The organism is Nonomuraea africana (assembly GCF_014873535.1).
GTDB classification, from domain to species: domain Bacteria; phylum Actinomycetota; class Actinomycetes; order Streptosporangiales; family Streptosporangiaceae; genus Nonomuraea; species Nonomuraea africana.
Map to the genome: position 1 here is coordinate 1,935,507 of NZ_JADBEF010000001.1, position 21,556 is coordinate 1,957,062.

Below are 21,556 nucleotides of genomic sequence, written 5' to 3' on the forward strand. Positions count from 1 at the left end.
GATCGTCATGGCCTGCAACCTGCTTCATCGGGACGTCGGAGCCTGCGAACGCGGTCACGCCCTGGATGAAGTCCCGCACCCCGGCCCCCCGAACCGTTGGCCCGGTAGTCGATGAATGATCAGAAGCAGTTCGGCAATGCCGGCCACAACTCGGTCTACCTCGCCGATCGACTGGGGCTCGTACCGAGCGGGTCGCTGCGGCGTATAGCGCGAGCACCTGAACGACGAGTGGATCAAGCCGGGTGTACACCTGCTCGCCGCGGAGGCGGACGTGCGGCCGCTGCTGCGCCTCCTCGCTCACCACGCCACGCAGGATCGGGTGCTGTGCGAGGTGAAGCGCGCCTTCCGCAAGAAGGACTGTTCACCGCACCCGACAGGCGGCGCAGCTCGGACGGGAGCTGACCGCACCCACGGGGCCGACCGGTGGCCCGGCGAGGGCCCTGCAGCCGGCCGCGTCGGGCGTCTGGGTGAAACTCGTGTAGTTCACCTCCCCAAGGCTGTGACGTACGAGAGCCTGGAGTCGGGTCTGACTGCCAGTGAAGCCATGCCGAGCGGTCAGTGTGCTGGAGCGCCCAGGGACGCGGTGATCACTATCGCGACCGCCACGGACTGGTGCCTGTCGGGAGGAATGAGCTCTTTCATCAGCCTGATCACGCCGGGAGTGAAGAGGGGGTAGAGGGCGCAGTCGTCGATGCTCATGGGCTGCCGGTGCGGTATCCGGATGTCCTGGAAACCGGCCCTTTCCAGCTTGGTGATGAAGTCGCCCTCGGCCAGCGCGCCGGCGACGCACCCGGCCCAGGCGGCAGGCTGGGTGAGGATCTCCGGCGGCAGGTCGTCCTGCCTGACGGTGAGGTCGGAGACGCACAACCCGCCGCCGGGCCGTAGCACCCGTGCGCACTCGGCCAGGACCCTGGCCTTCCTCGACGACAGGTTGATGACGCCGTTGGAAATGATCAGATCCACGCTGTCGTTCGACAGCGGGATGGCCTCCATCTCGCCCTCCAGCGGCTCCACGTTCTCGAGGCCGGCTTCGCGGGCCGCGCCGCTGGTGCGCGCCAGCATTTCGGGGAGGAAGTCGAGGGCGATCACGTGGCCGGACGGGCCGGTGCGCCTGGCGGCGAGTATCGTGTCGATGCCGCCGCCGCATCCCACGTCGAGGACGGTTTCGCCGGGCCGTACATCAGCGAAGCGCAGGTGGTCGGCCACGCCGAGCGCGCGCTGGACGGCCGACAGGGGTATCCCGGCCAGGTCCTCGGGGCGGTAGAGCTTGCGGGCCACGGCGGCCGTCGTCGGGGGCACGTTCCGATAGGCGTCGCGAACCAGTGCTTTCACCTCGGCGCCGTGCATCAGATCCCGGTTCATGGGCCCAATTCCTCTAGCGTGTCGTTCAGGCGGCGCAGGATGTCCGTGGGTATGACCTCGCCGCCCGCGCGAGCCAGGAAGCGCCGCAGTTCGACGGCGAACTCCAGTTCGCCGCAGCAGCGCCGGCAGCGTCGCAGGTGCTCCTCCACGGTCGTCCGGTCCACCTCGTCGAGAACGGCGTCGAGGTAGTCCCAGAGCTGCCGTACCGCTTCGGCGCAACTGATCATCGCGCGTCCTTCCTCAGCAGGCCGCTCTCCTCCGCGTACTCCCACATCTGCTTCTCGAACAGCTTGCGGCCGCGGTGGAGGCGGGCGAGCACGGTTCCAAGCGGTACGGCCAGCATGTTCGCGACCTCCTTGACGAGAAACCCCTCCATGTAGACCAGGACGAGCGGGGTGCGGTACAGCAGCGGCAGCCTCATCAGCACCGCCCGTACGTCCTCGCGCCCGAACTCCTGGAGGAAGTCCAGGTGGAGCGAGTCGGAGTAGGGAAACGGATCCTCATAGGCGATCTTGCGGTAGAGGGAGAACCGCTCGGCCTCGTCGAAGTCGACCTGGCTCGGCCGTCTCGCCTTCGCCCGGCCATGGTCGTAGCAGCAGTGGATGAGGATGCTCTTGAGCCACGCGGGCCCCGCTGCCACCTCGCTCAACTGGTCGAACCGCTGGAAGGCCTTCAGCATGCAGTCCTGTAGCGCGTCCTCGGCGTCATCGCCGACGAGGCTCCTGGCGATCGAGTAGAGACGGGGGAGCTGTCCTCTTACGAGTGTTCGGAAGCTTTCCGTCCGATCGGTCCGGGCGACGTGAACCGGCCCCATAGTGCTTGGACGCTCTCCGCGGCGCGTTTATTGCACCTGCGCCACCTGCCGTCCGCGTGCAATAACCGCGGGTGGTTCAGCGTCTTAGCTGGTCAGAAATGGTTTCGCCGAAGGCATAGGAGGGAAGCCGTGTCCAGAATCGCTCATCACCGCCCCGTGGCCTTCGCGGTGCCTGGTTCGCTGCGCCTTGGCGCGGCGCTCATGGCTCTGGCCGGCCTCGCGTTCGTCGGCTACGCGGTGATCTTCTTCGTCCGCAACTTCACCGGAGCGTTCCTGGAGCTGGGGATCGGGCCCGGCGAGGTGGACGTCGGCCGGAGCGAGATCCGCGCGTTCAGTCCCGACCTCTACAACTACGTCTCGCACCTGCACATCGCCGTCTCCGGGTTCATCGCCGCGGCAGGGCTGGCGACCGCGTCGCTCGCCTGGTTCGGGGTACGGCGCGGCGAGCTGTGGGCCTACGTCACCGCCATCGTCGTGCCCGTGGTCGGGCTGGTCGTAGCCCTACCCGCGCACTACCCGTACGGCTTCGCCACCTTGGGCCATCTCGGCCCCATCTACCTCGCCACCGCCATCTTCGTCGCCGGAGCGCTGGTCGCCCTCGGCCCGCTGCTGAAAGCACGGCGGTGAGCACGCCGGACCTCGTGGGTGCCCAAGGGTGATCCCCAAGGGCACCCGAACACAGATCGGCTCCTGCCAACGAGCGGCCAGGCCCCGGAAACGTGTACCGCACTGCTCGTGGCACATCTTCAGGTGTGGCATCACAATGGGAGACAAGCACCTACGAGGGAGCGCTTCCAGGAGATCGGGAGCGAGCGTACGGACGGCATGAGCCCGGGCTGGCAGGCCATGTTCGCACTCGTCCCCCTGGACAAGGGCGAGACGTCTGCGGGACCTTCTTGCGCGCCCGGTTGAGCCGGGAGCGGACGGTCCCGACCGGGACGTCCAGCCCCTCGGCCACCTCCTCGTACGTCAACCCCGCCCACGCCACCGGCAGCAGCGCGTCCCGTTCGCCGGTGCGTAACCCGGCCAGGGCCGCCACCAGCGGCCTGTTGACCGCGAGCGTGCTCACGCCGTCCTCCACCGGGCCGCCGGTGACCTCTGCCGGGCCCACGCCGCCGCGCGCGTACGCCCGGTAGCGGGCCACCTCGCGCCGCCGCCTCTTGCGGATCTCGTTCGAGGCGATGCCGTACAACCAGGGTCGGGCGTCGGCCTGGCCGGGCTGGTAGCGGTGCCGGTGCTCGAACGCGGCCAGGAACGTCTCGGACACCATGTCATCGGCCGCGTAGCGGTGCAGGGCCGGAGCATGCCGGCCGAACAGTACGGCGAACGCCTCCGGCTCCCGCAGCAGCTGTCGTCCCTCGAGAGGGTGGCCGCAAGCTGCTCATATCCAGCTAAGCAGTCGCGAAGCATCTACCGTGCTCGGGCAGCTGGCTAGGTGGGAGACACCAAGATGGCTGCGATGGTACGCCCTGTTGGAGGACCCACGGGGCAGGGTCTGCCGAGTTGATGGCGGGTGAGCCGAACTAGTGGGTGGCGTGCTTGCCGTGGTCGCTCACCTGGGCGCCGAACCAGGCGTGGAGGGCGGTTACCAGCGCCTTGTCCCCGGTGGTGTAGGTGAGGCGGGCCCCGTCCGGTGTTTCGGCGTACGCCAGGGTGATGTTCTTGTAGCCCTTGGACAGCTCCGCCAGCCCGGGCATCTGGCCGCCGTGAATCGTGGCAGGGTCGCCGAAGTCACCGCGGCCGAACTTGGCGGACTCCTCGGTCAGGTGCTCGCGGATCAGCCGGATCTGGGTGGCATCGGCGGGGTCGTCGGCGGTGACGGTTTGCACGCCGCCGGTCGTGTTCTTGGTGAACTGGTGGGTGGTGCGGTCGAGGTCGAACGGCATGACCTGGGCGCCTTTGGCGGCCACCTTCGCCTGTCGCGTCGATGACTGGCTCTGCGTGACTAAGACTGTTGCGCCGACCGCTACCAGTGCGGTGACGAGCAGGGCGAGCATGGATGCCTTACGTGTCATCGACAGCCTCCGTCAGTAATGCGAGCGCTCGCAGGACGGCGTCGCGTTCGTCTTCTGGGATCCGGGCCAGTGCGGCGTCGAAGCGCTCCTGGCGGGCGCGCGCCAGTTGGGCGGCGGCCGTACGGCCTTGTTCGGTGAGGCGTACCAATACGCCTCTGCCGTCGCCAGGTGCTGTGGTCCGTTCAGCCCACCCGCGTGCCACGAGCTGACCGACGATGCGGCTGGTCGTGCTCTTCTCCAGCCGCAGCCGGTGCACCAGGTCGAGCTGCCGCAACTCGCCCTCTCTGGCCAGTTCGCCGAGTGCGTGGGCTTCGGACACGGGAATCGGCCGCCCGCATGGCGTCTGGCCCGGTTGGTGCAGTCCGAAGGCTCGAACGAACCGGGCGACTGCTTCTTGCAGCTCGTGTGACTGCTCCGACATGGTTCGACCTTACAACCATCTAGTTCGACTATGCAACCATATGGGGATCTCCCCGCAGAACTGCGGGGAGATCCCCTGATGCCGTGTCAGTGATGGTGATGAAGGACGGGTTCGTGGTGATGAACCTCGGCCGGTTGGCGCCGGTCGAGTGCCGCCCAGGTGATCACCGCGGTCAGCAGGCCCGCGGTTGTCAGCAGGCCGCCGACCCAGTTGACCGAGGTGAGGCCGAGCCCGCCGTCGATCGCCGCTCCGCCGAGGTAGATGCCGATCGCGCTGCCGAGCGTGAACGCGGAGATGTTGGCGGCCGAGGCGACGTCCGGGGCGTGGCCCGCGGCCGTCATGACGCGCAGCTGCAGCGGTGCTACCACGGCGAAGGCCGCCGCGCCGAACAGCAGCATCATCACCACGGTCGCCACCTTGCTCTCGATGGCCAGGTTCATGGCGAACAGCGCGACCGCGAGAGCGCCAAGAGTGCCGATCACGGCGGGCATCAGGGTCTTGTCGGCCAGCTTGCCGCCGAGGCTGTTGCCGGCGAAGAGGCCGACCCCGAACAGCAGCAGGAGTGGCGTGACCCACCCGGCCTCGAAGCCCGTGACCTCGGTGAGCTGCGGAGCGATGTAGACGTAGCTGGTGAAGACACCGCCGTACCCCAGCATCGTGGTGAGAAGAGCGCCCCAGACGGCCGGCTTGCGGAGCGCCGCCACCTGCTCGCGCATGGACGGCCCCTGGCCGCCTCCGCCGAGGTGGGCGAGCGCGTGGGCGTCCAGCCCCTCGAACTCCGCGCCGGCAGGCGCGTGGTGGTCATGGTGGTCATGGTGCTCGTGCTGCGTCTCCTGCGTCTCCTGCGTCTCCTGCGGGGCCGCGGTGCGCGGCAAGGAGGCGAGGAGCCCCAGCAGCGCCAGTCCGCCGAAGATGACGAGGGTCCAGAAGGTGAACCGCCAGCCGAGCGCCTGGCCGACGGCCGCGCCGATCGGCGCGCCGAGAATCGTGGAGGCGGTCAGACCGGAGAACACGATCGCGACGGCGCGGCCCTTTCGGGCGGGGTCGACCAGCTCGGCCGCGAAGACGGCGGCGATGCCGAGGAACGCCCCGTGGGCCATGGCCGAGATGATCCGGCCGGCCATGATGGCCTCGTAGCTCGGACCGAGCGCCGAGATCAGGTTTCCGAGCAGGAACACGCCCGTGGTGAGCAGCAGCATGGGCCTGCGGCCGAAGCGGGTTCCCAGCGCCGTGAACACGGGGGCGCCGATGGCGACGCCGAGGGCGTAGACGCTTTCCAGGTGGCCCACGGCGCCGATGGTGACGTTCAGGGCTTCTGCTATCTCGCGGACGACTCCGGCGACGATGAACTCGTCGGCACCCATCGCGAAGGCGCCGAGCACCATCGCCCAGATCGCTAGTGGCAACTTTCTCATCACGAGCTCCTTGGAGCTGGACGGTACGGCCCTGCGTGGGCCCTGATGGCCGCCCTAAGCAACATACCTACCGGGGGTATTCCCGGGAGGGCAAACGAATTGTGGTCGAGCACGTATCGAGTCGCGTGCGCTGTCGTTGACCCTCCGTGCGTGATGGTGGCGAGCTCGCCGTCACAGGCTTACTTACCCCCTGGGGGTATGTCACGTTTCCTGGCGCAGAGACCCCAAGGGGGTATCGAGTGTGGACCTTCACCCCTCATTTCGCAGACGCGAGGAATCAGGAGAGCGGCATGAATGCCGTCAACCCACGCAGGTGGTGGGCGCTCGTCGTGCTCGCCGCCGCGCAGTTCATGGTCATCATGGACACGTCCATCATCGGAGTCGCGCTCCCCGACATGCAGCGCGACCTCGGCTTCACCCAAGGCAGCCTGCAGTGGGTGTTCAACGCCTACGTGGTCGCCTTCGGCGGGCTGCTCCTGCTCGGCGGCCGGTTGTCGGACCTGTTCGGCGCCCGCAAGGTCTTCACCACCGGCTGGGTCATCCTGACCGCCGGCTCGGTGGTGGCGGCCGCCGCGGGCAACGCCTGGGTCGAGATCCTCGGCCGCGCCGTCCAGGGCGTCGGCGGGGCGCTCATCGCGCCCGCCGCGATGACGCTGCTCATGATGCTGTTCGGGCACAACCCGCGCGAGCTGGGCAAGGCCATGGCGCTGTACGGCGCGGCGGCTCCCGCTGGTGGCACCGCGGGCGTGTTCCTCGGCGGCGTCATCACCCAGTACCTGAGCTGGCCCTGGGTCTTCATCATCTACATCCCGATCGGTCTGGTCACCCTGGCCGCGATCCCCGCACTGCTCCCGGCGACGCAGGGCAAGCGGGGCTCGGTCGACGTGCTCGGCGCCATCGCGGTCACGGCCGGCATCGCGCTGGCCGTCTACACCATCGTCAGCGCCCCTGAGCAGAGCATGACCGTCACGCTGATCGAGGGCGTGGGCGCCGCCGTCCTGCTCGGCCTGTTCCTGGTCATCCAGCGCAGCGTGCGCGAGCCGCTCATGCCGCTGAAGATCTGGAAGGCCCCCGGCCTGGCCACCGCCAACCTGGCGATGGCGCTGCTGGGCGCCGCCTGGATCCCGATGTGGTACTTCCTCAATCTCTACCTGCAGCAGGTGCTCGGCTACGGGGCCTTCGCCAGCGGCGCGGCGTTGCTGCCCATGACCGTGGCCATCTTGATCTTCATGATCGGCATCACCGCCCGGCTGCTCGGCAGGTTCGGTGCCAAGCCGCTCATCGTCCTGGGTCTGGCCGTCCTCGCGGCCGGCGTGCTGGGGCTGAGCCTGGTGCGTGCCGACGGCGCGTTCGCCTCCGACGTGCTTCCGGCGAGCCTGATCGCCGCGATAGGCATGTCGCTGGCCTACATCCCCGCGATGATGTCCGCGATGTCTGGAGCGCGGCCCGAGGAGAGCGGTCTGGCGTCGGGCATCGTCAACACCACCTACAACGTGGGGTCGGCGCTCGGCCTGGCCGTCATGACCGCCGTCGCGACCTCCCAGGGCGCTGCCGAACTGGGCAACCTGCTCAAGCTGACCGACGGCTTCCAGGCGGCGTTCGTCGGGGCCGGCGTGCTGGCGGCCGGGGGAGCGGTGCTCACGCTGGCGCTCATGCGGAGGCCCAGGCAGGCCGTCCAGGAGGGCCCCGTGACGGAGAAGATCGGAGCCTGAGTGGCCGGGGGCGTGCCCACGGGCACGCCCCCATTGCTCATACCCTAGGGGGGTATAGTATGTTGAAGACAGCGAAACCGGAGGGAGGCGTGGAGATGGCTGGATGCGGCGACAAGAAGCAGGATCTCGCGATGCGGCTGCGCCGGGTCGAGGGACAGATCCGCGGCCTGCAGCGCATGGTCGAAGACGACAAGTACTGCATCGACACCCTCACCCAGGTGTCGGCGGCCACCAGCGCGCTGCGCTCGTTCGCCCTCTCGCTGCTCGAAGACCACCTGGTCCAGTGCGTCGCCGCACCTGCCTCGAAGGGCGGCCCCGAGGCCACCGCCAGGGTCAGGGAAGCCGCAGATGCCATCGCCAGACTTGTCCGTTCCTGACCAGCTGAAGGAGAGATCGATATGAGCACCGCCACCTACACCGTGAAGGGCATGACCTGCGGACACTGCGTCAGCTCGGTCAAGGAGGAGGTCACCGAGGTGGCCGGCGTCACGAACGTCCAGGTCGACCTCGCCACCGGGCTGCTGACCGTTGAGAGCGACAACCCCATCGACGCGGCGGAGATCGCGGCCGCGGTCGAGGCCGCCGGATACGAAGTGGCGGACCAGTCATGAACACTCCCGCCAAGCTCGCCACCTACGTCGCGGGCCTCGCCCTTGTCTTCGGCGCGGCCCTCGGCGTGGGCAGCGCGGTCGGCGAGGTCGGCACCCCGCCCAAGACGACCACCCACAGCGAGAGCACCGCCCCGAGCGCAGGCCACGGCGACAGCGCGGGCCACGGCGACCAGGGCGACGCCACCACGACACCCGCACAAGCAGCTGCACAAGATACCCCCGGGGGGCTACAAGTGTCTGAGAACGGCTACACCCTGACCCCGCTCACCGCGACGATCAAGCCCGGCGAGCCCACCGATTTCCGCTTTACCGTGACGGGCGCCGACGGCAAGCCGGTCACCGACTACCAGGTCCAGCACGACAAGAAGCTCCACTTCATCGTCGTCTCCCGTGACCTGGGTAGCTTCCAGCACCTGCACCCGGTCGAGGCGGGCGGTGGCGTCTGGTCGGTCAAGCTCACCTTCCCTGCCGCGGGCACGTATCGTGCCTTCGCCGATTTTGCTCCCACCGGTGCGAGCGCGCTGACTCTGGGCGCGGACGTGCTCGTGGCAGGCGACTACGCGCCCAAGGCGCTGCCACAGGCAAGCCGTACGGCCAGCGTCGACGGCTACACGGTCACCCTCGACGGCGACCTGACCCCCGGCCAGGCGAGCAAGCTCACCCTCAAGGTCAGCAAGGACGGCAAGCCGGTCACCGACCTGCAGCCCTACCTCGGCGCCTACGGCCACCTGGTGGCCCTTCGCGCCAGGGACCTGGCCTACCTGCACGTGCACCCGGACGGCGCACCCGGCGACGGCAAGACCCAGGCCGGCCCCGAGATCGTCTTCTACGCCGAGGTGCCCAGCGCCGGCGACTACCGGCTGTTCCTCGACTTCCAGCACGAGGGCGAGGTCCGCACCGCCGACTTCACACTCGGCGCCGGCCAGGCGACGGCGGCGTCCACCGCCGGCCCGTCGGCCAGCCCGTCGAGCAGCCCGAGCAGCAAGGGCGCCGACCACGACTCCACCCCGCACGGCCACTGACGCAGGATCGCGACGTCAAGAAAGGAGAGGTGATGACTTCCGTCACCGATGACCTGCAGAACGCGGTCGAACTCTCGATCGGCGGGATGACCTGCGCCTCATGCGCCAACAGGATCGAGCGCAAGCTGAACAAGCTCGAGGGCGTGACCGCGATGGTCAACTACGCGACGGAGAAGGCGAAGGTCACCTTTCCCGAGGGAATCGACCCGCAGCAGCTGATCGCCACCGTGGAGTCGGCGGGCTACACCGCCGCGCTGCCGGCCCCGCCCAAGAGCGAGGCGGCCGCCGGTGAGCAGGAGCCGGAGGACGAGCTCCGTCCGCTGCGCAGCCGCCTGATCACCTCCGTGGTGCTGGCCGTGCCGGTGATCGCGATGGCGATGATCCCGCCGCTGCAGTTCACCAACTGGCAGTGGCTGTCGCTGACGCTGGCCGCCCCGGTGGTGGTCTACGCGGGCTGGCCGTTCCACAAGGCCGCCTGGACGAACCTGCGCCACGGCGCCGCCACGATGGACACGCTGATCTCGCTCGGCACCATCGCCGCGCTCGGCTGGTCGCTGTGGGCGCTGTTCTTCGGTACGGCGGGCACGCCCGGCATGACCCACCCGTTCGCCTTCACCATCGAGCGCACCGACGGCTCCGGCAACATCTATCTCGAGGCCGCGGCGGGCGTGACGGCGTTCATCCTGGCCGGACGCTACTTCGAGGCCAGGTCCAAGCGTCGCGCGGGCGCCGCGCTGCGTGCCCTGCTGGAGCTGGGCGCCAAGGACGTCGCGGTCCTGCGCGACGGCACCGAGGTCCGCATTCCCACCGACCAGCTCGCCGTCGGCGACCGGTTCGTCGTACGGCCCGGCGAGAAGATCGCCACCGACGGCGTCATCGAGGAGGGCTCGAGCGCGGTCGACGCCTCCATGCTGACCGGCGAGTCCGTGCCGGTAGAGGTGCGGCCGGGCGATGCCGTCACCGGCGCCACCGTGAACGCGGGCGGCCGCCTGGTCGTCCGCGCCACCCGGATCGGCTCCGACACCCAGCTGGCCCAGATGGCCAAGCTCGTGGAGGACGCGCAGACCGGCAAGGCGCAGGTCCAGCGGCTCGCCGACCGGATCTCCGGCATCTTCGTGCCGATCGTGATCGCGCTGGCCCTCGGCACGCTCGGCTTCTGGCTGGGCACCGGTGACGGCGTGGGCGCGGCCTTCACCGCCGCGGTGGCGGTGCTGATCATCGCCTGCCCCTGCGCGCTCGGACTGGCCACCCCGACCGCACTGCTGGTCGGCACGGGCAGGGGAGCGCAACTCGGCATCCTGATCAAGGGCCCCGAAGTACTGGAGTCCACCCGCCGGATCGACACCGTCGTGCTGGACAAGACCGGCACGGTCACCGAGGGCAGGATGACCCTCACCGACGTGCACCTGGCCGACGGCGAGGACGAGAACGAGGTCCTGCGCCTGGCGGGCGCCCTGGAGCACGCCTCCGAGCACCCGATCGCCCAGGCCATCGCCAAGGGAGCCAGCCAGCGGGTCGGCGAGCTGCCCACGCCGGAGGACTTCGCCAACGTCGAAGGGCTCGGCGTGCAGGGCATCGTCGACGGGCACGCGGTGCTGGTCGGCCGGCCCAAGCTGCTTGCCGAGTGGTCACAGCACCTCACGGCCGACCTGGAGCGCTCCCTGCACGAGGCTCAGGCGGCAGGCCGTACGGCTGTCGCGGTCGGCTGGGACGGCAAGGCTCGCGCCGTCCTCGTGGTCGCCGACACGGTCAAGCCCACCAGCAAGGAGGCCATCCAGCAGCTTCGCGCCCTCGGCCTCACGCCCGTCCTGCTGACCGGCGACAACGAGGCGGTGGCCAAGACCGTCGCGGCCGAGGTCGGCATCGACGAGGTGATCGCCGAGGTCCTGCCCGCCGACAAGGTGGACGTCGTCAAGGAGCTGCAGGCCGAGGGCAAGGTCGTGGCGATGGTCGGCGACGGGGTCAACGACGCCGCCGCGCTCGCCCAGGCCGACCTGGGCCTGGCCATGGGGACCGGCACCGACGCGGCGATCGAGGCCTCCGACCTCACGCTGGTGCGTGGCGACCTGCGGGTGGCGGCGGATGCCATCAGGCTCTCGCGCCGGACGCTCGCCACGATCAAGAGCAACCTGTTCTGGGCCTTCGCCTACAACGTGGCCGCCCTGCCGCTGGCGGCGATGGGCCTGCTCAACCCGATGATCGCCGGTGCCGCGATGGCGTTCTCGAGCGTCTTCGTGGTCAGCAACAGCCTGCGGCTGCGCCGCTTCAAGTAACCGATCCGACCGGCCCCGAGCACACCGTGCTCGGGGCCGCCGTTTCTTTCCGCAATGGACGGAATAGCCGAGCAGGACGCCGAGTTGGTGCGGCCAAGGAGGTAAGGGCATGAACAGCAACAGCGCGGTGTGGCTGCGCTGGACCGTGCCCTGCCACCCCACGGTCAGCCGGCCCAGCCCGTCCGCCTAGCCACAGCGCAGCCGGACGGGGTCAACCGTCCACCGTGGGGTAACACCATGTCTTCCACCCTCTTCGTCCAGGCCTTCGTCACGCTGCTCGTCATCTTCGATCCGCTCGCCGCCATTCCGGTCTTCCTGACGCTCACCCGGAGCCAGACCCCGGTCGTGCGCCGCCGTACCGCCAGAACATCGGTCCTCGTCGCGGCGGGCATCGTGTCCCTGTTCGCGGTCGCCGGCAACCGGCTGCTGGACGCGCTCGGCATCTCGCTGCAGGCCCTGCAGGTGGCGGGTGGAGTTCTGCTGGCGCTCATCGCGCTGGACCTGCTCAAGGCCGACTGCGCACGGGATCGGGCGAACGCCGCGAGTGGGGCGGTGGCCTTCGTCCCGTTGGGCACACCGTTGCTGGCGGGACCGGGGGCGATCGCGGCGACCATGCTCTACATCGAGCAGGCGGGCGACGGCCCGGCGGTGGCCGCGGTCGCGCTGGCTCTTGCCGCCGCGCTCCTGGTGACGTGGCTGACCCTGCGGTTCTCGCCCCTCATCGAACGGCTGCTGAAGGACAACGGCCTCAACCTCATGACCCGCATCATGGGGCTGCTCGCCGCGGCGATAGCCGTACAGCTCATCGCCGGAGCCCTCCAGCACTGGGTCACGTGGGGCGTGTCCTAGAGCGCGCAGTTCCGGTTCAGTCCAGCCAGCCCAGCCGGGCGGCGCGCACACCTGCTTGGAAACGGCTGCCCGCTCCGAGCATCGCAGACAGCTCGCCGACCACCCGTGTCACCGTACGAGTCGACACACCGAGGCTGCGCGCGATGGCGTCGTCCTTGGCCCCCTCCGCCAGCATGCGGAGCACCGCGCGTTGCTGCTCCGTCAGCGTGCTGCCGTCCGCCGAGCGGGGCACGTCGTCGAGCTCGGATGCCGTCATCCAGAGGTAGTCGTAGATCGCCGCCAGTGACCTGACCACGTTGGCGCTCCGGATCAGCACCGCTCCTGCGTTCAAGTCGTCCGGATCGGCCTGGATGATCGCCAGGTGCCGGTCGTAGATCAGCATCCTGGTGGGGATGACCGGGGCGAGCCTGATGTCAATCCCACGCGCCGCCCGCGCTCGCAGGAGCTCCCGCATGGGAGGATCGGCCAGCGCGATCTGCGCGTGCATCGACCGCACGCGGACGCCTTTGGTCACGTGGATCTTGTCGCGCTCGTGGATGATCCCCATTCTGCGGGGATCCCAGTTCGCCGGCGGGTGCAGGGCGACGACCTCGTGCCGTACGGTCGCGGCCAGATCGTCCAGCCGCTGGGCGAGCCGCGTCGCGTGCTCCTCGCGGGGGTAGAACTCCACGTGAATGTCGGCGCCGTCCCCGAGAGCCAGTCCCAGGTAGTTCCTGGCCACGGCCGCTCTCATGACGTGCTGTTCGACGAGCTGGTCCAGGGCTCGATGGCCGCGCTCCAGGCTGAGCATCAGGGCCGCCGTCGTCTCGACGGTCAGCTCCGACTCGGGGTTGAGCAGACCGAGCCGTACCAGCCGGTTCCGTGCGCGGGACTCCTCGACCGGGGTCAGATCGAGCGCGGCCGACGCGGCGGCGAGCGACTCGCCTCCGGCCTGCATGCGCTGGTACAGGGCCTGGGCGTAGCGATCGTCGTCCCCGTGGGAGGAGCCAGTCTGATCAGACATACGACCAACAGTAGGAGATGTCCTCTTCTCGCCATGGCGTGACCCCGAAGCCTTGGCGGCCCCGCAAAGCGCTCCGGCTCCGCGAAGATCTCTCATGAGGGCGGACTCGCCTGATCTTCGTACGCATGAAGCGCAAGGAGGAACGGGATGATCACCGTTGCCTACAGTCTGGTCACCTACATCGTCACGGGGCTGTCTCCGGACAGCTGCGGCCACTGTTTCGCCGGCATCAAAGGCGAGCTCATCCAGGTGCCGGGTGTCGTCGGCGTGGACATGAACCCGAGGGAGGCGAAGATCAGCATCCTGACCGACGGTCCCGTGGACGAGGAACTCGTCAGGGCGGCGATCGACGCCGCCGGATGCGATGTCGTCGGTTCCTGACACACCTGGTTCTGTCGGGCATCGCGGTCGCGATGCCCGACAGGCCGCCTTACTAGCGCGGATAGTAAAGTGGCTGTGAGGACGGCGACCACCTGGATCGGCACGCCAAGCGTGGAAGGCACTGTCGAGGTCAGGGGCGAACCGCTCCGAGCAGTCGACCTCGCCAGTAGTCGTCGAGGTCGACGACCTTGACGACGTCTCCGGTCTGGGGTGAGTGGACCATCTTCCCGTTGCCCGCGTACATCCCCATGTGCCCCAATCCCTTGCTGAAAAGCAGGTCACCGGGTTGCAGCGCGTCGAGGGACACGCGGCGGTCCGCGCCCCAGCTCCACTGGTCCCAGGTCGTGCGGGGCAGCTCGACTCCCGCGGTCCGCCAGCTGGCCTGGGTGAAGCCCGAGCAGTCGTAGGAACCGGGCCCGGTGCCGCCGTACTGGTATGGCTTGCCGATCTGCGCGTAGGCGAACTGCAGCGCCAGACGGGCGTTGCCCGAGGCGGGGCCGGTGTAGGCGATGCCGGTGCTCTGGGGGTTGCCGACCTTGAAGGCGCCCAGCCTGCGGAGGAGCTTGGTCTGTTCGCTCACCAGCTTGTCGACCTTCGACTTCTCCCCGCGAACCTGGTCCCGCGCGGCGTCGGCCTCGGACAGCACGGCCTTGGCGGCATTGCGCTGAACGCGCAGCTCCTTAGTGGCCGCTTCGAAAGCGGCGAGCTCCGCCGTGGTGGCCTGTGCCATCTGCTCGATCGAGGCCAGCGAGCCCAGCATCGCCTGGGGTTCGCCCTGGACGATCAGCCCCTCCCAACTGGACAGGTCGCCGTACTGGTAGCTGTTGACCGCCACCGCGACCAGGCTCTCGCGCAGGGTCTCGACGCGCGCTCCCTTGAGCTTGAGATCGGTGTTGAGGTCGTCGTACTTCTTCTTGGCCTTCCGGTACGCCTCGGTGGCCTGGTTGTACTTCTCGACCATCTGGTCGGCGCGCTCGTTGAGCTTGACGAGCTTGGCTCTGGCCTGCGGGATGGTGGGCGGCGGTTCGGCGAGGGCGCCCCCATGAACGGAGATCAAGGCGGCCAGAGCGAGCACCACGGCCGCGGACGTCCGTCCCAGCTTCATCACTACGACGCTCCCTCGTACTCACATCGACCTGGGGCGAAATGGTACAGAAGCGAAGCAGCTCTTTTGTTCCGATCGGCGCGTTCCGTGCGCCAAGACGGCGGCGCACGACGTACTATCCGCCGTCGTCTTTGAGCCCAACGTGTTGACTGACGCAGGTCGCACAGGCTTTCGCCTGGACCGGCCGACCGGTGGAGCCGGTTGGCAACTGATGCCGAAAATCTGCCGTATGTGGGCCTAACCCTTCCTCCTACAACCTGTAGGACGTATGTTCCAGGCGGCGTACGTTTCCAGCGGCCTGAGGCTGTGGACTCGTGCGCCGCACATGTCCTGGTCAACAAGACAAGAGGTCCGGCATGCGAAGAGGCTTACGGGTACTCCCTGTCGCCGTTCTACTGACATTCGCCGCCAGCGGCGTCGGCAACGCGAGCTCCGAACCGCCGCCTACTCCCACACCAAAGGCCAAGAGCAGCACGCTGGAGTTCAAGGACCCCGAGATCGCAGGCGGGCACGACCACCAGCACGGCGGGAACGAGGGGCACCTCCCCGGCACCAGCAAGAACATGGAACTGGTCGCGAAGCTCGATGTCAGCGGGGCGACCGGCGAGAACAGGGAAGGCCACATCGCCGACGTCGCCGTATTCGGACAGCATGCCTACCTGGCAGCCCGCCGGCTGAACACGAACCCCTGCGGCGCGGGCGGCTTCTACACAGTCGACATCTCCGACCCCAAGCAGCCGAAAGAGCTCTCCTTCACCGCATTCCCCGCCGGCTCCTACCCGGGCGAAGGCATGCAGGTAATCACGATCGACACCGCGTCGTTCAAGGGCGACATCCTCGTCACCAACAACGAGATCTGCTCCGATGCGCCCGAGGCCGTCGGCGGCATGTCCATCTACAGCGTGACCGACCCCAAGAACATCGTCCCGCTTGCGGTCGGCAAGGGCGACTTCAACGACGGCACGCAGACCGTCGCCAACCAGGAGCACAGCGTCTTCGCCTGGCAGGCGGGCGAGCGGGCATTCGCGATGATGTCCGACGACGAGGAGCAGTCCGTCGGCGACGTCGACATCATGGAGATCACCGATCCGGCCAATCCCACGCTGATCGCTGAGACCAGCATCGCCGACTGGCCGACCGCTGAAGTGGGCGCCAACGGCCAGACCGTCTTCCTGCACGACATGCAGATCAAGAAGGTCCGCGACCAGTGGCTGGGACTGCTGTCCTACTGGGACGCGGGGTGGGTGATCCTGAACCTCACCGACCCGGCCAAGCCGGTCTTCCTGGCCGATTCGAAGTATCCCGACCCGGACAAGCTTCTCGGGTTCACACCGCCGGAAGGCAACGGCCACCAGGCCGAATGGACACGTGACAACAAGTTCATCGTCGGCACCGACGAGGACTTCTCCCCGTCGCGGACCTCCTTCCAGGTCACGAGCGGGCCGAACGCCGGCACCTACGGAGCAGGCGAGTTCGACTGGACTGTCCCGATCAACACCCTGCCCGGCCAGACCTTCCAGGGTGCGAAGACCGTCTGGGGCGGAACGGGTTGCGAGGAGGACGTCAACGGAAACGGGATCAGCGACCGGGCCGAGGTCCCGACCAAGGCGGCCAGCGGCGCCGACGTCGTCGTCTTCACCCGGGGAGCCTGCTTCTTCTCCGTCAAGGTGGAGTCCGGCCAGCTGGCCGGATACGACAAGGTGATCGTCATTCAGAGCCACGTCGCCACCAGCAACGGAAGGTTCGCTGACGGGTTCTTCTGCGGCGCTCAGGGCCATGACTTCACGATCACCGCTTCGGCGATCTGCGTCGGTCACAGGGCAGGCCACCTGCTCTTCGAGGACGCCCCTGAATACACATCTGCACCCGAGGGCTCGGACATGCCGGCGCTCGGCACGATCGGTGCAGGGGTCAAGGCGACGACCACGTTCGACGGCTGGGGCACCGTGCACCTGCTCGACGGCAAGACCCTCAAGGAGATCGACAACTACGCGATCAGCGAGGCATTGGACCCGGCGTTCGCCTCGGGCTTCGGTGACCTCTCCGTACACGAGGTCGCCACCGATCCCGAGCGCAGTGACCTGGCCTACCTGTCCTACTACGCCGGTGGAATGCGAGTGATCAAGGTAGGTGCGAAGGGCATCGAGGAAGTCGGCCGGTACATCAACGAGGACGGCAACAACTTCTGGGGGGTCGAGGCTCAGCAGATAAGGGGCAAGACCTACGTCTTCGGCAGCGACCGCGACAGCGGTCTGTGGATCTTCCGCTACACGGGTCGCTGAGTTTCGTACGGCTTGCGCCGGACCGCCTTCCGGCGCAAGCCGTCCCACGACCTCCACCCACCTTCCGTAGCCGCGGGGCCGCGCGATGGAGAGCCGCTGACAGGAAGGGCCGCGCGCACGGAGTGCTGGCAGCCTGCCGTTCACCATGTCAGTCGACGGGTAGAGGTGCTGGACCAGCGACGGAAGGGGAGAAGAGACGATGACGCTCCAAGTCGCGGAGATGCTTTCCGCTTATCCCAAGGATCTGGGCAACGTGGATCGGCAGAAGCTGACCGCGTGCATCGAACAATGTCTGCGGTGCGGCCAGGCCTGTACCGCGTGCGCGGACGCCTGCCTGAGCGAGGACAATGTCGCCGACATGGCCACGTGCGTTCGGACCGATCTCGACTGCGCGGACATCTGCGAGACGACCGCACGAGTACTGTCGCGGCACACGGGGTACGACGCCAACCTGACCCGCGCCGTCCTCGAGGCGTGTGCGCAGGCGTGCAAGGCGTGCGGGGACGAGTGCGAGCGGCACAGCAAGCACGAACACTGCGCGGTCTGCGCCCGGGCCTGCCGCGACTGCGAGCGGGCGTGCCGGGAGCTGATCGCCGCTCTCGGCTGAGCGGTAAGCAGGCGGAAGGGGTTCCCTCCCGCGCCGGGTGTCGTCGTGACGTGCCGGCGCGCCGAGGCCTCGAGCGCGGGCGGCGGGCCGGTCGTCACCGCGACGGCACGATGGCCAGCCCATGCGGACCAGGGCCCACCTCGACGGATTTCTTCAGTCGGCCCGACGAGTCCACGAACGTCACACTGCCAGTGCCGTGCACCGCGACGGCCACGAGGTCCTCAAGGGCCACGACATGGTGCGGAGCCGCTCCGACACGCACCTCGCCGGAGGGTCTCCTGGTGGCCGCGTCGATTCGGCTGATGGTGCCCCGGTGGTTGTCCGACACCCACACGTCTTGTTCGGCGAAGGCGAAGTGGTGCGGCTCCTCGCCGACTCGCAGCCGCGCGACCACTCGAAGGGTGGTCGCGGAGGCCACCGTGAGCTGGGATGAAGACCAGTTGCTCAGCCAGACCTCGCGGCCGTCCCTGGTGAATGCCACATCGTGCGGCGCCCCTCCCAGGTCGGGTTCGGCCTCCAGCCGGCCGTCATGCGCGGATCTGACCTGGACGGTGGAGGCGCCGTCGATCGTCACCCACACCCGTTTCCCGTCCGGAGAGACGTCGAGGTCGTGGGGCTTACCGCTCGTCGGGATCCGACGTGTGATCTCGCCCTGGGGGACGGACACTGCCACAAGCCGGCGGCCCTGTTCGGCCGTGACCCACAGCGTCTCACCGTCCGGCGTGAAGGCGGCGTCGTGCGGATAGCCGGGCAACGGAGTCCTGGCGAGAATCCGGCCGTCGCGACCGTCCAGGAGGGTCACCCGGTCGGAGCGAGGGCTGGTGACGGCGACGTATCTACCGTCGGCGCTGGCGGTCACGTTGTGCGGGCCGGGAGGAACGCGCACGCGCCGGGTGACCCGCCACTCGGGGCCGGTGACGAGCACGACCTGGGCCGCGTCCTCCAACGCGACGAAGAGCCGATGCGCCGGCTGCGGGGAAGGTGTCGGCGCAACGCCTGCGCGCAGGTCGTTGCCGCTACCGATGTATGACGCAGCGGCCACTGCGATGGCGAGAACGCAGGTCAGGGCCGCCCGCATCGAACAGGCCATAGTCCACCCTCATCCCGCGACGGGGGTTTCTGTCAAGACGCGGCGAATGAGGGCGTGGTTCGCGTTGTTGGTCGTACGGCATGCGGCACAGGTGGCCCGGGGTTGGGCCGGGCCACCCGGAACGTCATCGCGGCCGTCAGGCGTAGATCGGGTATCCGTAGCCCACGACGTCGGACTTCGGCCTGATCCGCTGCTCCACCTTGCCGTTGCCGGTGTTGCCTTCGATCGTGGTGATCGTGCCGTCGCCGTTGTCCTTCTTCACCAGACCCATGTGGTCGATGGCGCTCAGGCTCTTGCTGTCGTCCCAGGCGAAGTACACGACGGCGCCGGGCTTGGCGGTGGTACCCCAGCGCTCGTTGGCCTTGAACCACTTGGCCCAGGTCACGGTGTAGGCGTCCCAGCCGACCAGGGGCCGGATGCCGGCCTTCTCGCCGACCCAGGAGACGAACATGGCGCACCAGGGCGCGTTGGCGTAGGCCCTGACGTTGCCGCCGTCGCGGGCGAGGGTCTCCTTGGCCCGGGGGCTGCTCATGTACCAGTTGTGGAACTCGGTGCCGCCGCCGCTGGCGTTCTCCGCGACACCGATCTTCTGCTCGGCCACCCTCAGCAGGTCTTCGGCCTTCACCTTGGGCAGTTTCTCCGCGGCGATCTCGAGGGAGGTCTTCTTGGGCAGCGAGACGGAGTGGTGACCGTCGGCGAAGGCGGGGGAGCCGGCGAGAACTCCACCGGCGAGCACGCTCGCTCCGAGGACGAGGCGTGACAGGCGGTTGAGCATGGGGGACTGCTTGGACATGCGGGGGTTGTGCTCCTCTGCTTCCATACCGCCTACCGGGTTAGCTGACGGGTTCGGGCGTGGAAGTGCCCTACGAGCGTGGTGCTCGATTCACCCCAGAAAGGTGGGTCCCCGGCTCCGCTGGATCGCGGACTCGGCGGCCGCGCCGTACTTGGAGGAAGAGATCGTCCAAGGACGTCGCGCGGTCTCGGCAAGATGGAGCGCCACGCACTGCGTGGCGCTTTCAGCTCCACAAACTACGTAAGAGGTACATAAAACGCAAAGGGTTCATCAACGTCGCCGACCGAAACCCCCTCGTGAGCTGCTGTTCGGCGATCCAAACTTTACCTTCGGCGGTACTCTCCACCGGCCCACGGGGTGCATCAGCCCGCTGTGATCGTTCGGAGGCGTTTCACGCCCCCATACGGACATATTTGTGGCGGCATGATTGCTTCTGAGACCCTCGGTAACAGTCATGAGGGCGCAGCGAAGGGCCATGGGAGAGTGACGGGTGATGGCGGAGTTCGGCCCGCTTGAGCAGGCAATCATGGAAGCACTGTGGACGGCGAACGGGCCGCTCCTGATCCGCGAACTGCTCGATCAGATCAACCGCGGAAGGGACAAACCTCTCGCCTACACCACGGTTCAGACAGTCACCGACAGGCTCGCCCGGAAGGGCTTCGTCACTCGCAGGCCCGTGGGGATCGCCATCGCCTACACGGCCGTGGCCAGCCGCGAGGAACATGTCGTGGCAGTCATGCTCGAGGCGCTGGCCAACCTGCCGGAGCGAGGGCCTGCTCTCGCCAGATTCGCCGAGAGCGTCGACCCTGACGACGCCCAACGACTTCTCGACGCCCTCACGTACCGCTCGTCGGACATCAACGAAAAGCGTGAGGCGCCGTGACGATGATCGTCGCCGGCCTGGTCGTCGCCCTATATTTGATCAGCCAGTGGGCGGGGCCGGTCCTCGCGCGTGCCACATGGCCCTCTCGTCGGCCGGCGACGGCTGTGGTTCTGTGGGTGAGCCTCCTCGCCGCCATGGCCGTTGTTTTGCTCACCTTGACGCTCATGATTCTCGCCTGGCCGCCGGGACCGCTGCACAGGTGGTTCGAGCACCTGCGTTCCTGTATGCCAGGTCACACTCATGTCGGAGAACTGGCCGCATTAGCCGTCGCGGTGGTGGGTGGTGGCTGGCTCCTGCTGGCCGCGTGGCGAGGGATGACCCGCGTCAGCCGTACGGTCACCGAACGACGGCGACACCACGAGATGGTTCAGCTGATCGCGCGGTATCCCGACAGCCCCAGGGACGTCTGCCTCATCGAGCATCCCTTCGCGCTCATCTACTGCCTGCCGAGGCGGGCGCGGCCGATCGTGATGACCACCGGTCTGCTGAAGCAACTGGACGGCGCGCAGGTGGAGGCTGTACTGGAGCACGAACGGTGCCATCTCCAGCACCGTCATCACCTGGTGCTCGCCGTCGCGGACGCCATGCGCACGGCACTTCCGTGGTCGGCGACCGTGAAGCACGCCGTGACCGAGCTCTCAACGCTGGTCGAGATGGTGGCGGACGACGCGGCCGTCCGGCGGTGCGGGGTGGCCCCGGTCGTCGACGCGCTCCACCGGCTCACTCCCGTGACGGGACCGACCGGGAGTCTGGGGGCGGGTGACGAGTCGGGGCGGCGGATGAAGCAACGAATCGCTCGACTTGAGGCAGGCCGTGGGCAGGCTCGCCACCCCGGCCCGAGAGCCGTGCTCCTGCTGTCCCTGGCAACTCTGTCCGGCGTCCTGCTCGCCGCCGTTGCCCTGCACCTTCCCTGTTGAC

The 21,556-nt window shown here is 68.2% G+C and carries 23 protein-coding genes and 1 riboswitch; of the genes, 12 read left to right on the forward strand and 11 right to left on the reverse strand.

What is annotated here, in order from left to right:
* Nucleotides 1–555 precede the first annotated feature (555 nt).
* Genes H4W81_RS08885 through H4W81_RS08895 form a run of 3 tightly spaced genes read right to left on the reverse strand, consistent with a single transcriptional unit; the run spans nt 556 to nt 2,176 of the window.
* The gene (locus H4W81_RS08885) at nt 556–1,362 is read right to left on the reverse strand and encodes a methyltransferase domain-containing protein (RefSeq protein WP_192774353.1); all 807 of its coding nucleotides are present in this window, start codon (nt 1,360–1,362) and stop codon (nt 556–558) included.
* Nucleotides 1,359–1,589, reverse strand: coding sequence for a zf-HC2 domain-containing protein (locus H4W81_RS08890; RefSeq protein ID WP_192774354.1), 231 nt, complete (start codon nt 1,587–1,589; stop codon nt 1,359–1,361). The genes H4W81_RS08885 and H4W81_RS08890 overlap by 4 nt, the downstream gene beginning before the upstream one ends.
* On the reverse strand, nt 1,586–2,176 hold the full coding sequence (locus H4W81_RS08895) for an RNA polymerase sigma factor (RefSeq protein WP_192774355.1): 591 nt from the start codon (nt 2,174–2,176) through the stop codon (nt 1,586–1,588). Before H4W81_RS08895 ends, H4W81_RS08890 begins: the two co-directional genes overlap by 4 nt.
* A gap of 129 nt (nt 2,177–2,305) precedes the next feature.
* Here H4W81_RS08895 and H4W81_RS08900 point away from each other — a divergent pair, with 129 nt between their 5' ends.
* Nucleotides 2,306–2,803: a hypothetical protein gene (locus H4W81_RS08900; protein WP_225958517.1), complete on the forward strand. Its 498-nt coding sequence runs from the start codon at nt 2,306–2,308 to the stop codon at nt 2,801–2,803.
* A gap of 151 nt (nt 2,804–2,954) precedes the next feature.
* On the opposite strand, the gene H4W81_RS08905 is transcribed toward H4W81_RS08900, so the two are convergent.
* From H4W81_RS08905 to H4W81_RS08920, 4 genes are all read right to left on the reverse strand, one after another.
* Complete coding sequence (locus tag H4W81_RS08905; RefSeq protein WP_318782494.1) at nt 2,955–3,524, reverse strand: RNA polymerase sigma factor; 570 nt, start codon at nt 3,522–3,524, stop codon at nt 2,955–2,957.
* A gap of 175 nt (nt 3,525–3,699) precedes the next feature.
* Nucleotides 3,700–4,191 (reverse strand): aspartate carbamoyltransferase, encoded by a 492-nt coding sequence (locus H4W81_RS08910; RefSeq protein WP_192774357.1) that lies wholly within the window; start codon nt 4,189–4,191, stop codon nt 3,700–3,702.
* Nucleotides 4,181–4,612 (reverse strand): MarR family winged helix-turn-helix transcriptional regulator, encoded by a 432-nt coding sequence (locus H4W81_RS08915; RefSeq protein WP_192774358.1) that lies wholly within the window; start codon nt 4,610–4,612, stop codon nt 4,181–4,183. Before H4W81_RS08915 ends, H4W81_RS08910 begins: the two co-directional genes overlap by 11 nt.
* 86 nt (nt 4,613–4,698) lie before the next feature.
* A complete protein-coding gene (locus H4W81_RS08920; protein WP_192774359.1) occupies nt 4,699–6,027 on the reverse strand; it encodes an MFS transporter in 1,329 nt (442 codons plus the stop codon).
* A gap of 290 nt (nt 6,028–6,317) precedes the next feature.
* Here H4W81_RS08920 and H4W81_RS08925 point away from each other — a divergent pair, with 290 nt between their 5' ends.
* The 6 genes from H4W81_RS08925 to H4W81_RS08950 all read left to right on the forward strand — a co-directional run bounded on the left by H4W81_RS08925 (nt 6,318) and on the right by H4W81_RS08950 (nt 12,494).
* Nucleotides 6,318–7,739, forward strand: coding sequence for an MFS transporter (locus tag H4W81_RS08925; RefSeq protein ID WP_192774360.1), 1,422 nt, complete (start codon nt 6,318–6,320; stop codon nt 7,737–7,739).
* A gap of 95 nt (nt 7,740–7,834) precedes the next feature.
* Nucleotides 7,835–8,116, forward strand: a complete 282-nt coding sequence (locus H4W81_RS08930) for a metal-sensitive transcriptional regulator (RefSeq protein ID WP_192780702.1) — start codon at nt 7,835–7,837, stop codon at nt 8,114–8,116.
* 21 nt (nt 8,117–8,137) lie between these two features.
* The gene (locus tag H4W81_RS08935) at nt 8,138–8,350 is read left to right on the forward strand and encodes a heavy-metal-associated domain-containing protein (protein WP_192774361.1); all 213 of its coding nucleotides are present in this window, start codon (nt 8,138–8,140) and stop codon (nt 8,348–8,350) included.
* Entirely contained in the window at nt 8,347–9,372 is a 1,026-nt protein-coding gene (locus tag H4W81_RS08940; protein ID WP_192774362.1) for a hypothetical protein, read from the forward strand. Before H4W81_RS08935 ends, H4W81_RS08940 begins: the two co-directional genes overlap by 4 nt.
* A gap of 32 nt (nt 9,373–9,404) precedes the next feature.
* Complete coding sequence (locus H4W81_RS08945; RefSeq protein ID WP_192774363.1) at nt 9,405–11,645, forward strand: heavy metal translocating P-type ATPase; 2,241 nt, start codon at nt 9,405–9,407, stop codon at nt 11,643–11,645.
* A 237-nt stretch (nt 11,646–11,882) separates the two neighbouring features.
* Complete coding sequence (locus tag H4W81_RS08950; RefSeq protein WP_192774364.1) at nt 11,883–12,494, forward strand: MarC family protein; 612 nt, start codon at nt 11,883–11,885, stop codon at nt 12,492–12,494.
* A gap of 16 nt (nt 12,495–12,510) precedes the next feature.
* Here H4W81_RS08950 and H4W81_RS08955 read toward each other — a convergent pair whose 3' ends face one another.
* On the reverse strand, nt 12,511–13,497 hold the full coding sequence (locus tag H4W81_RS08955; protein ID WP_192774365.1) for a helix-turn-helix transcriptional regulator: 987 nt from the start codon (nt 13,495–13,497) through the stop codon (nt 12,511–12,513).
* A 147-nt stretch (nt 13,498–13,644) separates the two neighbouring features.
* Between H4W81_RS08955 and H4W81_RS08960 the strand changes: the two genes are divergently transcribed.
* Nucleotides 13,645–13,878, forward strand: coding sequence for a heavy-metal-associated domain-containing protein (locus H4W81_RS08960; RefSeq protein ID WP_192774366.1), 234 nt, complete (start codon nt 13,645–13,647; stop codon nt 13,876–13,878).
* Between the two features lie 130 nt (nt 13,879–14,008).
* Here H4W81_RS08960 and H4W81_RS08965 read toward each other — a convergent pair whose 3' ends face one another.
* Nucleotides 14,009–14,983, reverse strand: a complete 975-nt coding sequence (locus H4W81_RS08965) for a C40 family peptidase (RefSeq protein ID WP_192774367.1) — start codon at nt 14,981–14,983, stop codon at nt 14,009–14,011.
* A 356-nt stretch (nt 14,984–15,339) separates the two neighbouring features.
* Between H4W81_RS08965 and H4W81_RS08970 the strand changes: the two genes are divergently transcribed.
* Together H4W81_RS08970 and H4W81_RS08975 are read left to right on the forward strand one after the other, a co-directional pair.
* Nucleotides 15,340–17,265 carry an LVIVD repeat-containing protein gene (locus H4W81_RS08970; protein ID WP_192774368.1) on the forward strand — a complete coding sequence of 642 codons (1,926 nt, stop codon included), beginning with the start codon at nt 15,340–15,342 and terminating at the stop codon, nt 17,263–17,265.
* Between the two features lie 199 nt (nt 17,266–17,464).
* Complete coding sequence (locus tag H4W81_RS08975) at nt 17,465–17,872, forward strand: four-helix bundle copper-binding protein (protein ID WP_192774369.1); 408 nt, start codon at nt 17,465–17,467, stop codon at nt 17,870–17,872.
* A gap of 94 nt (nt 17,873–17,966) precedes the next feature.
* Here H4W81_RS08975 and H4W81_RS08980 read toward each other — a convergent pair whose 3' ends face one another.
* Both H4W81_RS08980 and H4W81_RS08985 read right to left on the reverse strand, forming a co-directional pair.
* A complete protein-coding gene (locus tag H4W81_RS08980) occupies nt 17,967–18,950 on the reverse strand; it encodes a YncE family protein (protein ID WP_192774370.1) in 984 nt (327 codons plus the stop codon).
* A 148-nt stretch (nt 18,951–19,098) separates the two neighbouring features.
* Complete coding sequence (locus H4W81_RS08985) at nt 19,099–19,755, reverse strand: CHAP domain-containing protein (protein ID WP_192774371.1); 657 nt, start codon at nt 19,753–19,755, stop codon at nt 19,099–19,101.
* A 15-nt stretch (nt 19,756–19,770) separates the two neighbouring features.
* Nucleotides 19,771–19,904, reverse strand: a riboswitch (cyclic di-AMP (ydaO/yuaA leader).
* A 344-nt stretch (nt 19,905–20,248) separates the two neighbouring features.
* On the opposite strand from H4W81_RS08985, the gene H4W81_RS08990 reads away from it, so the two are divergent.
* The gene (locus H4W81_RS08990; RefSeq protein ID WP_192780703.1) at nt 20,249–20,638 is read left to right on the forward strand and encodes a BlaI/MecI/CopY family transcriptional regulator; all 390 of its coding nucleotides are present in this window, start codon (nt 20,249–20,251) and stop codon (nt 20,636–20,638) included.
* A 2-nt stretch (nt 20,639–20,640) separates the two neighbouring features.
* The gene (locus H4W81_RS08995; protein ID WP_225959474.1) at nt 20,641–21,555 is read left to right on the forward strand and encodes a M56 family metallopeptidase; all 915 of its coding nucleotides are present in this window, start codon (nt 20,641–20,643) and stop codon (nt 21,553–21,555) included.
* The last annotated feature ends 1 nt before the right edge of the window (nt 21,556 follow it).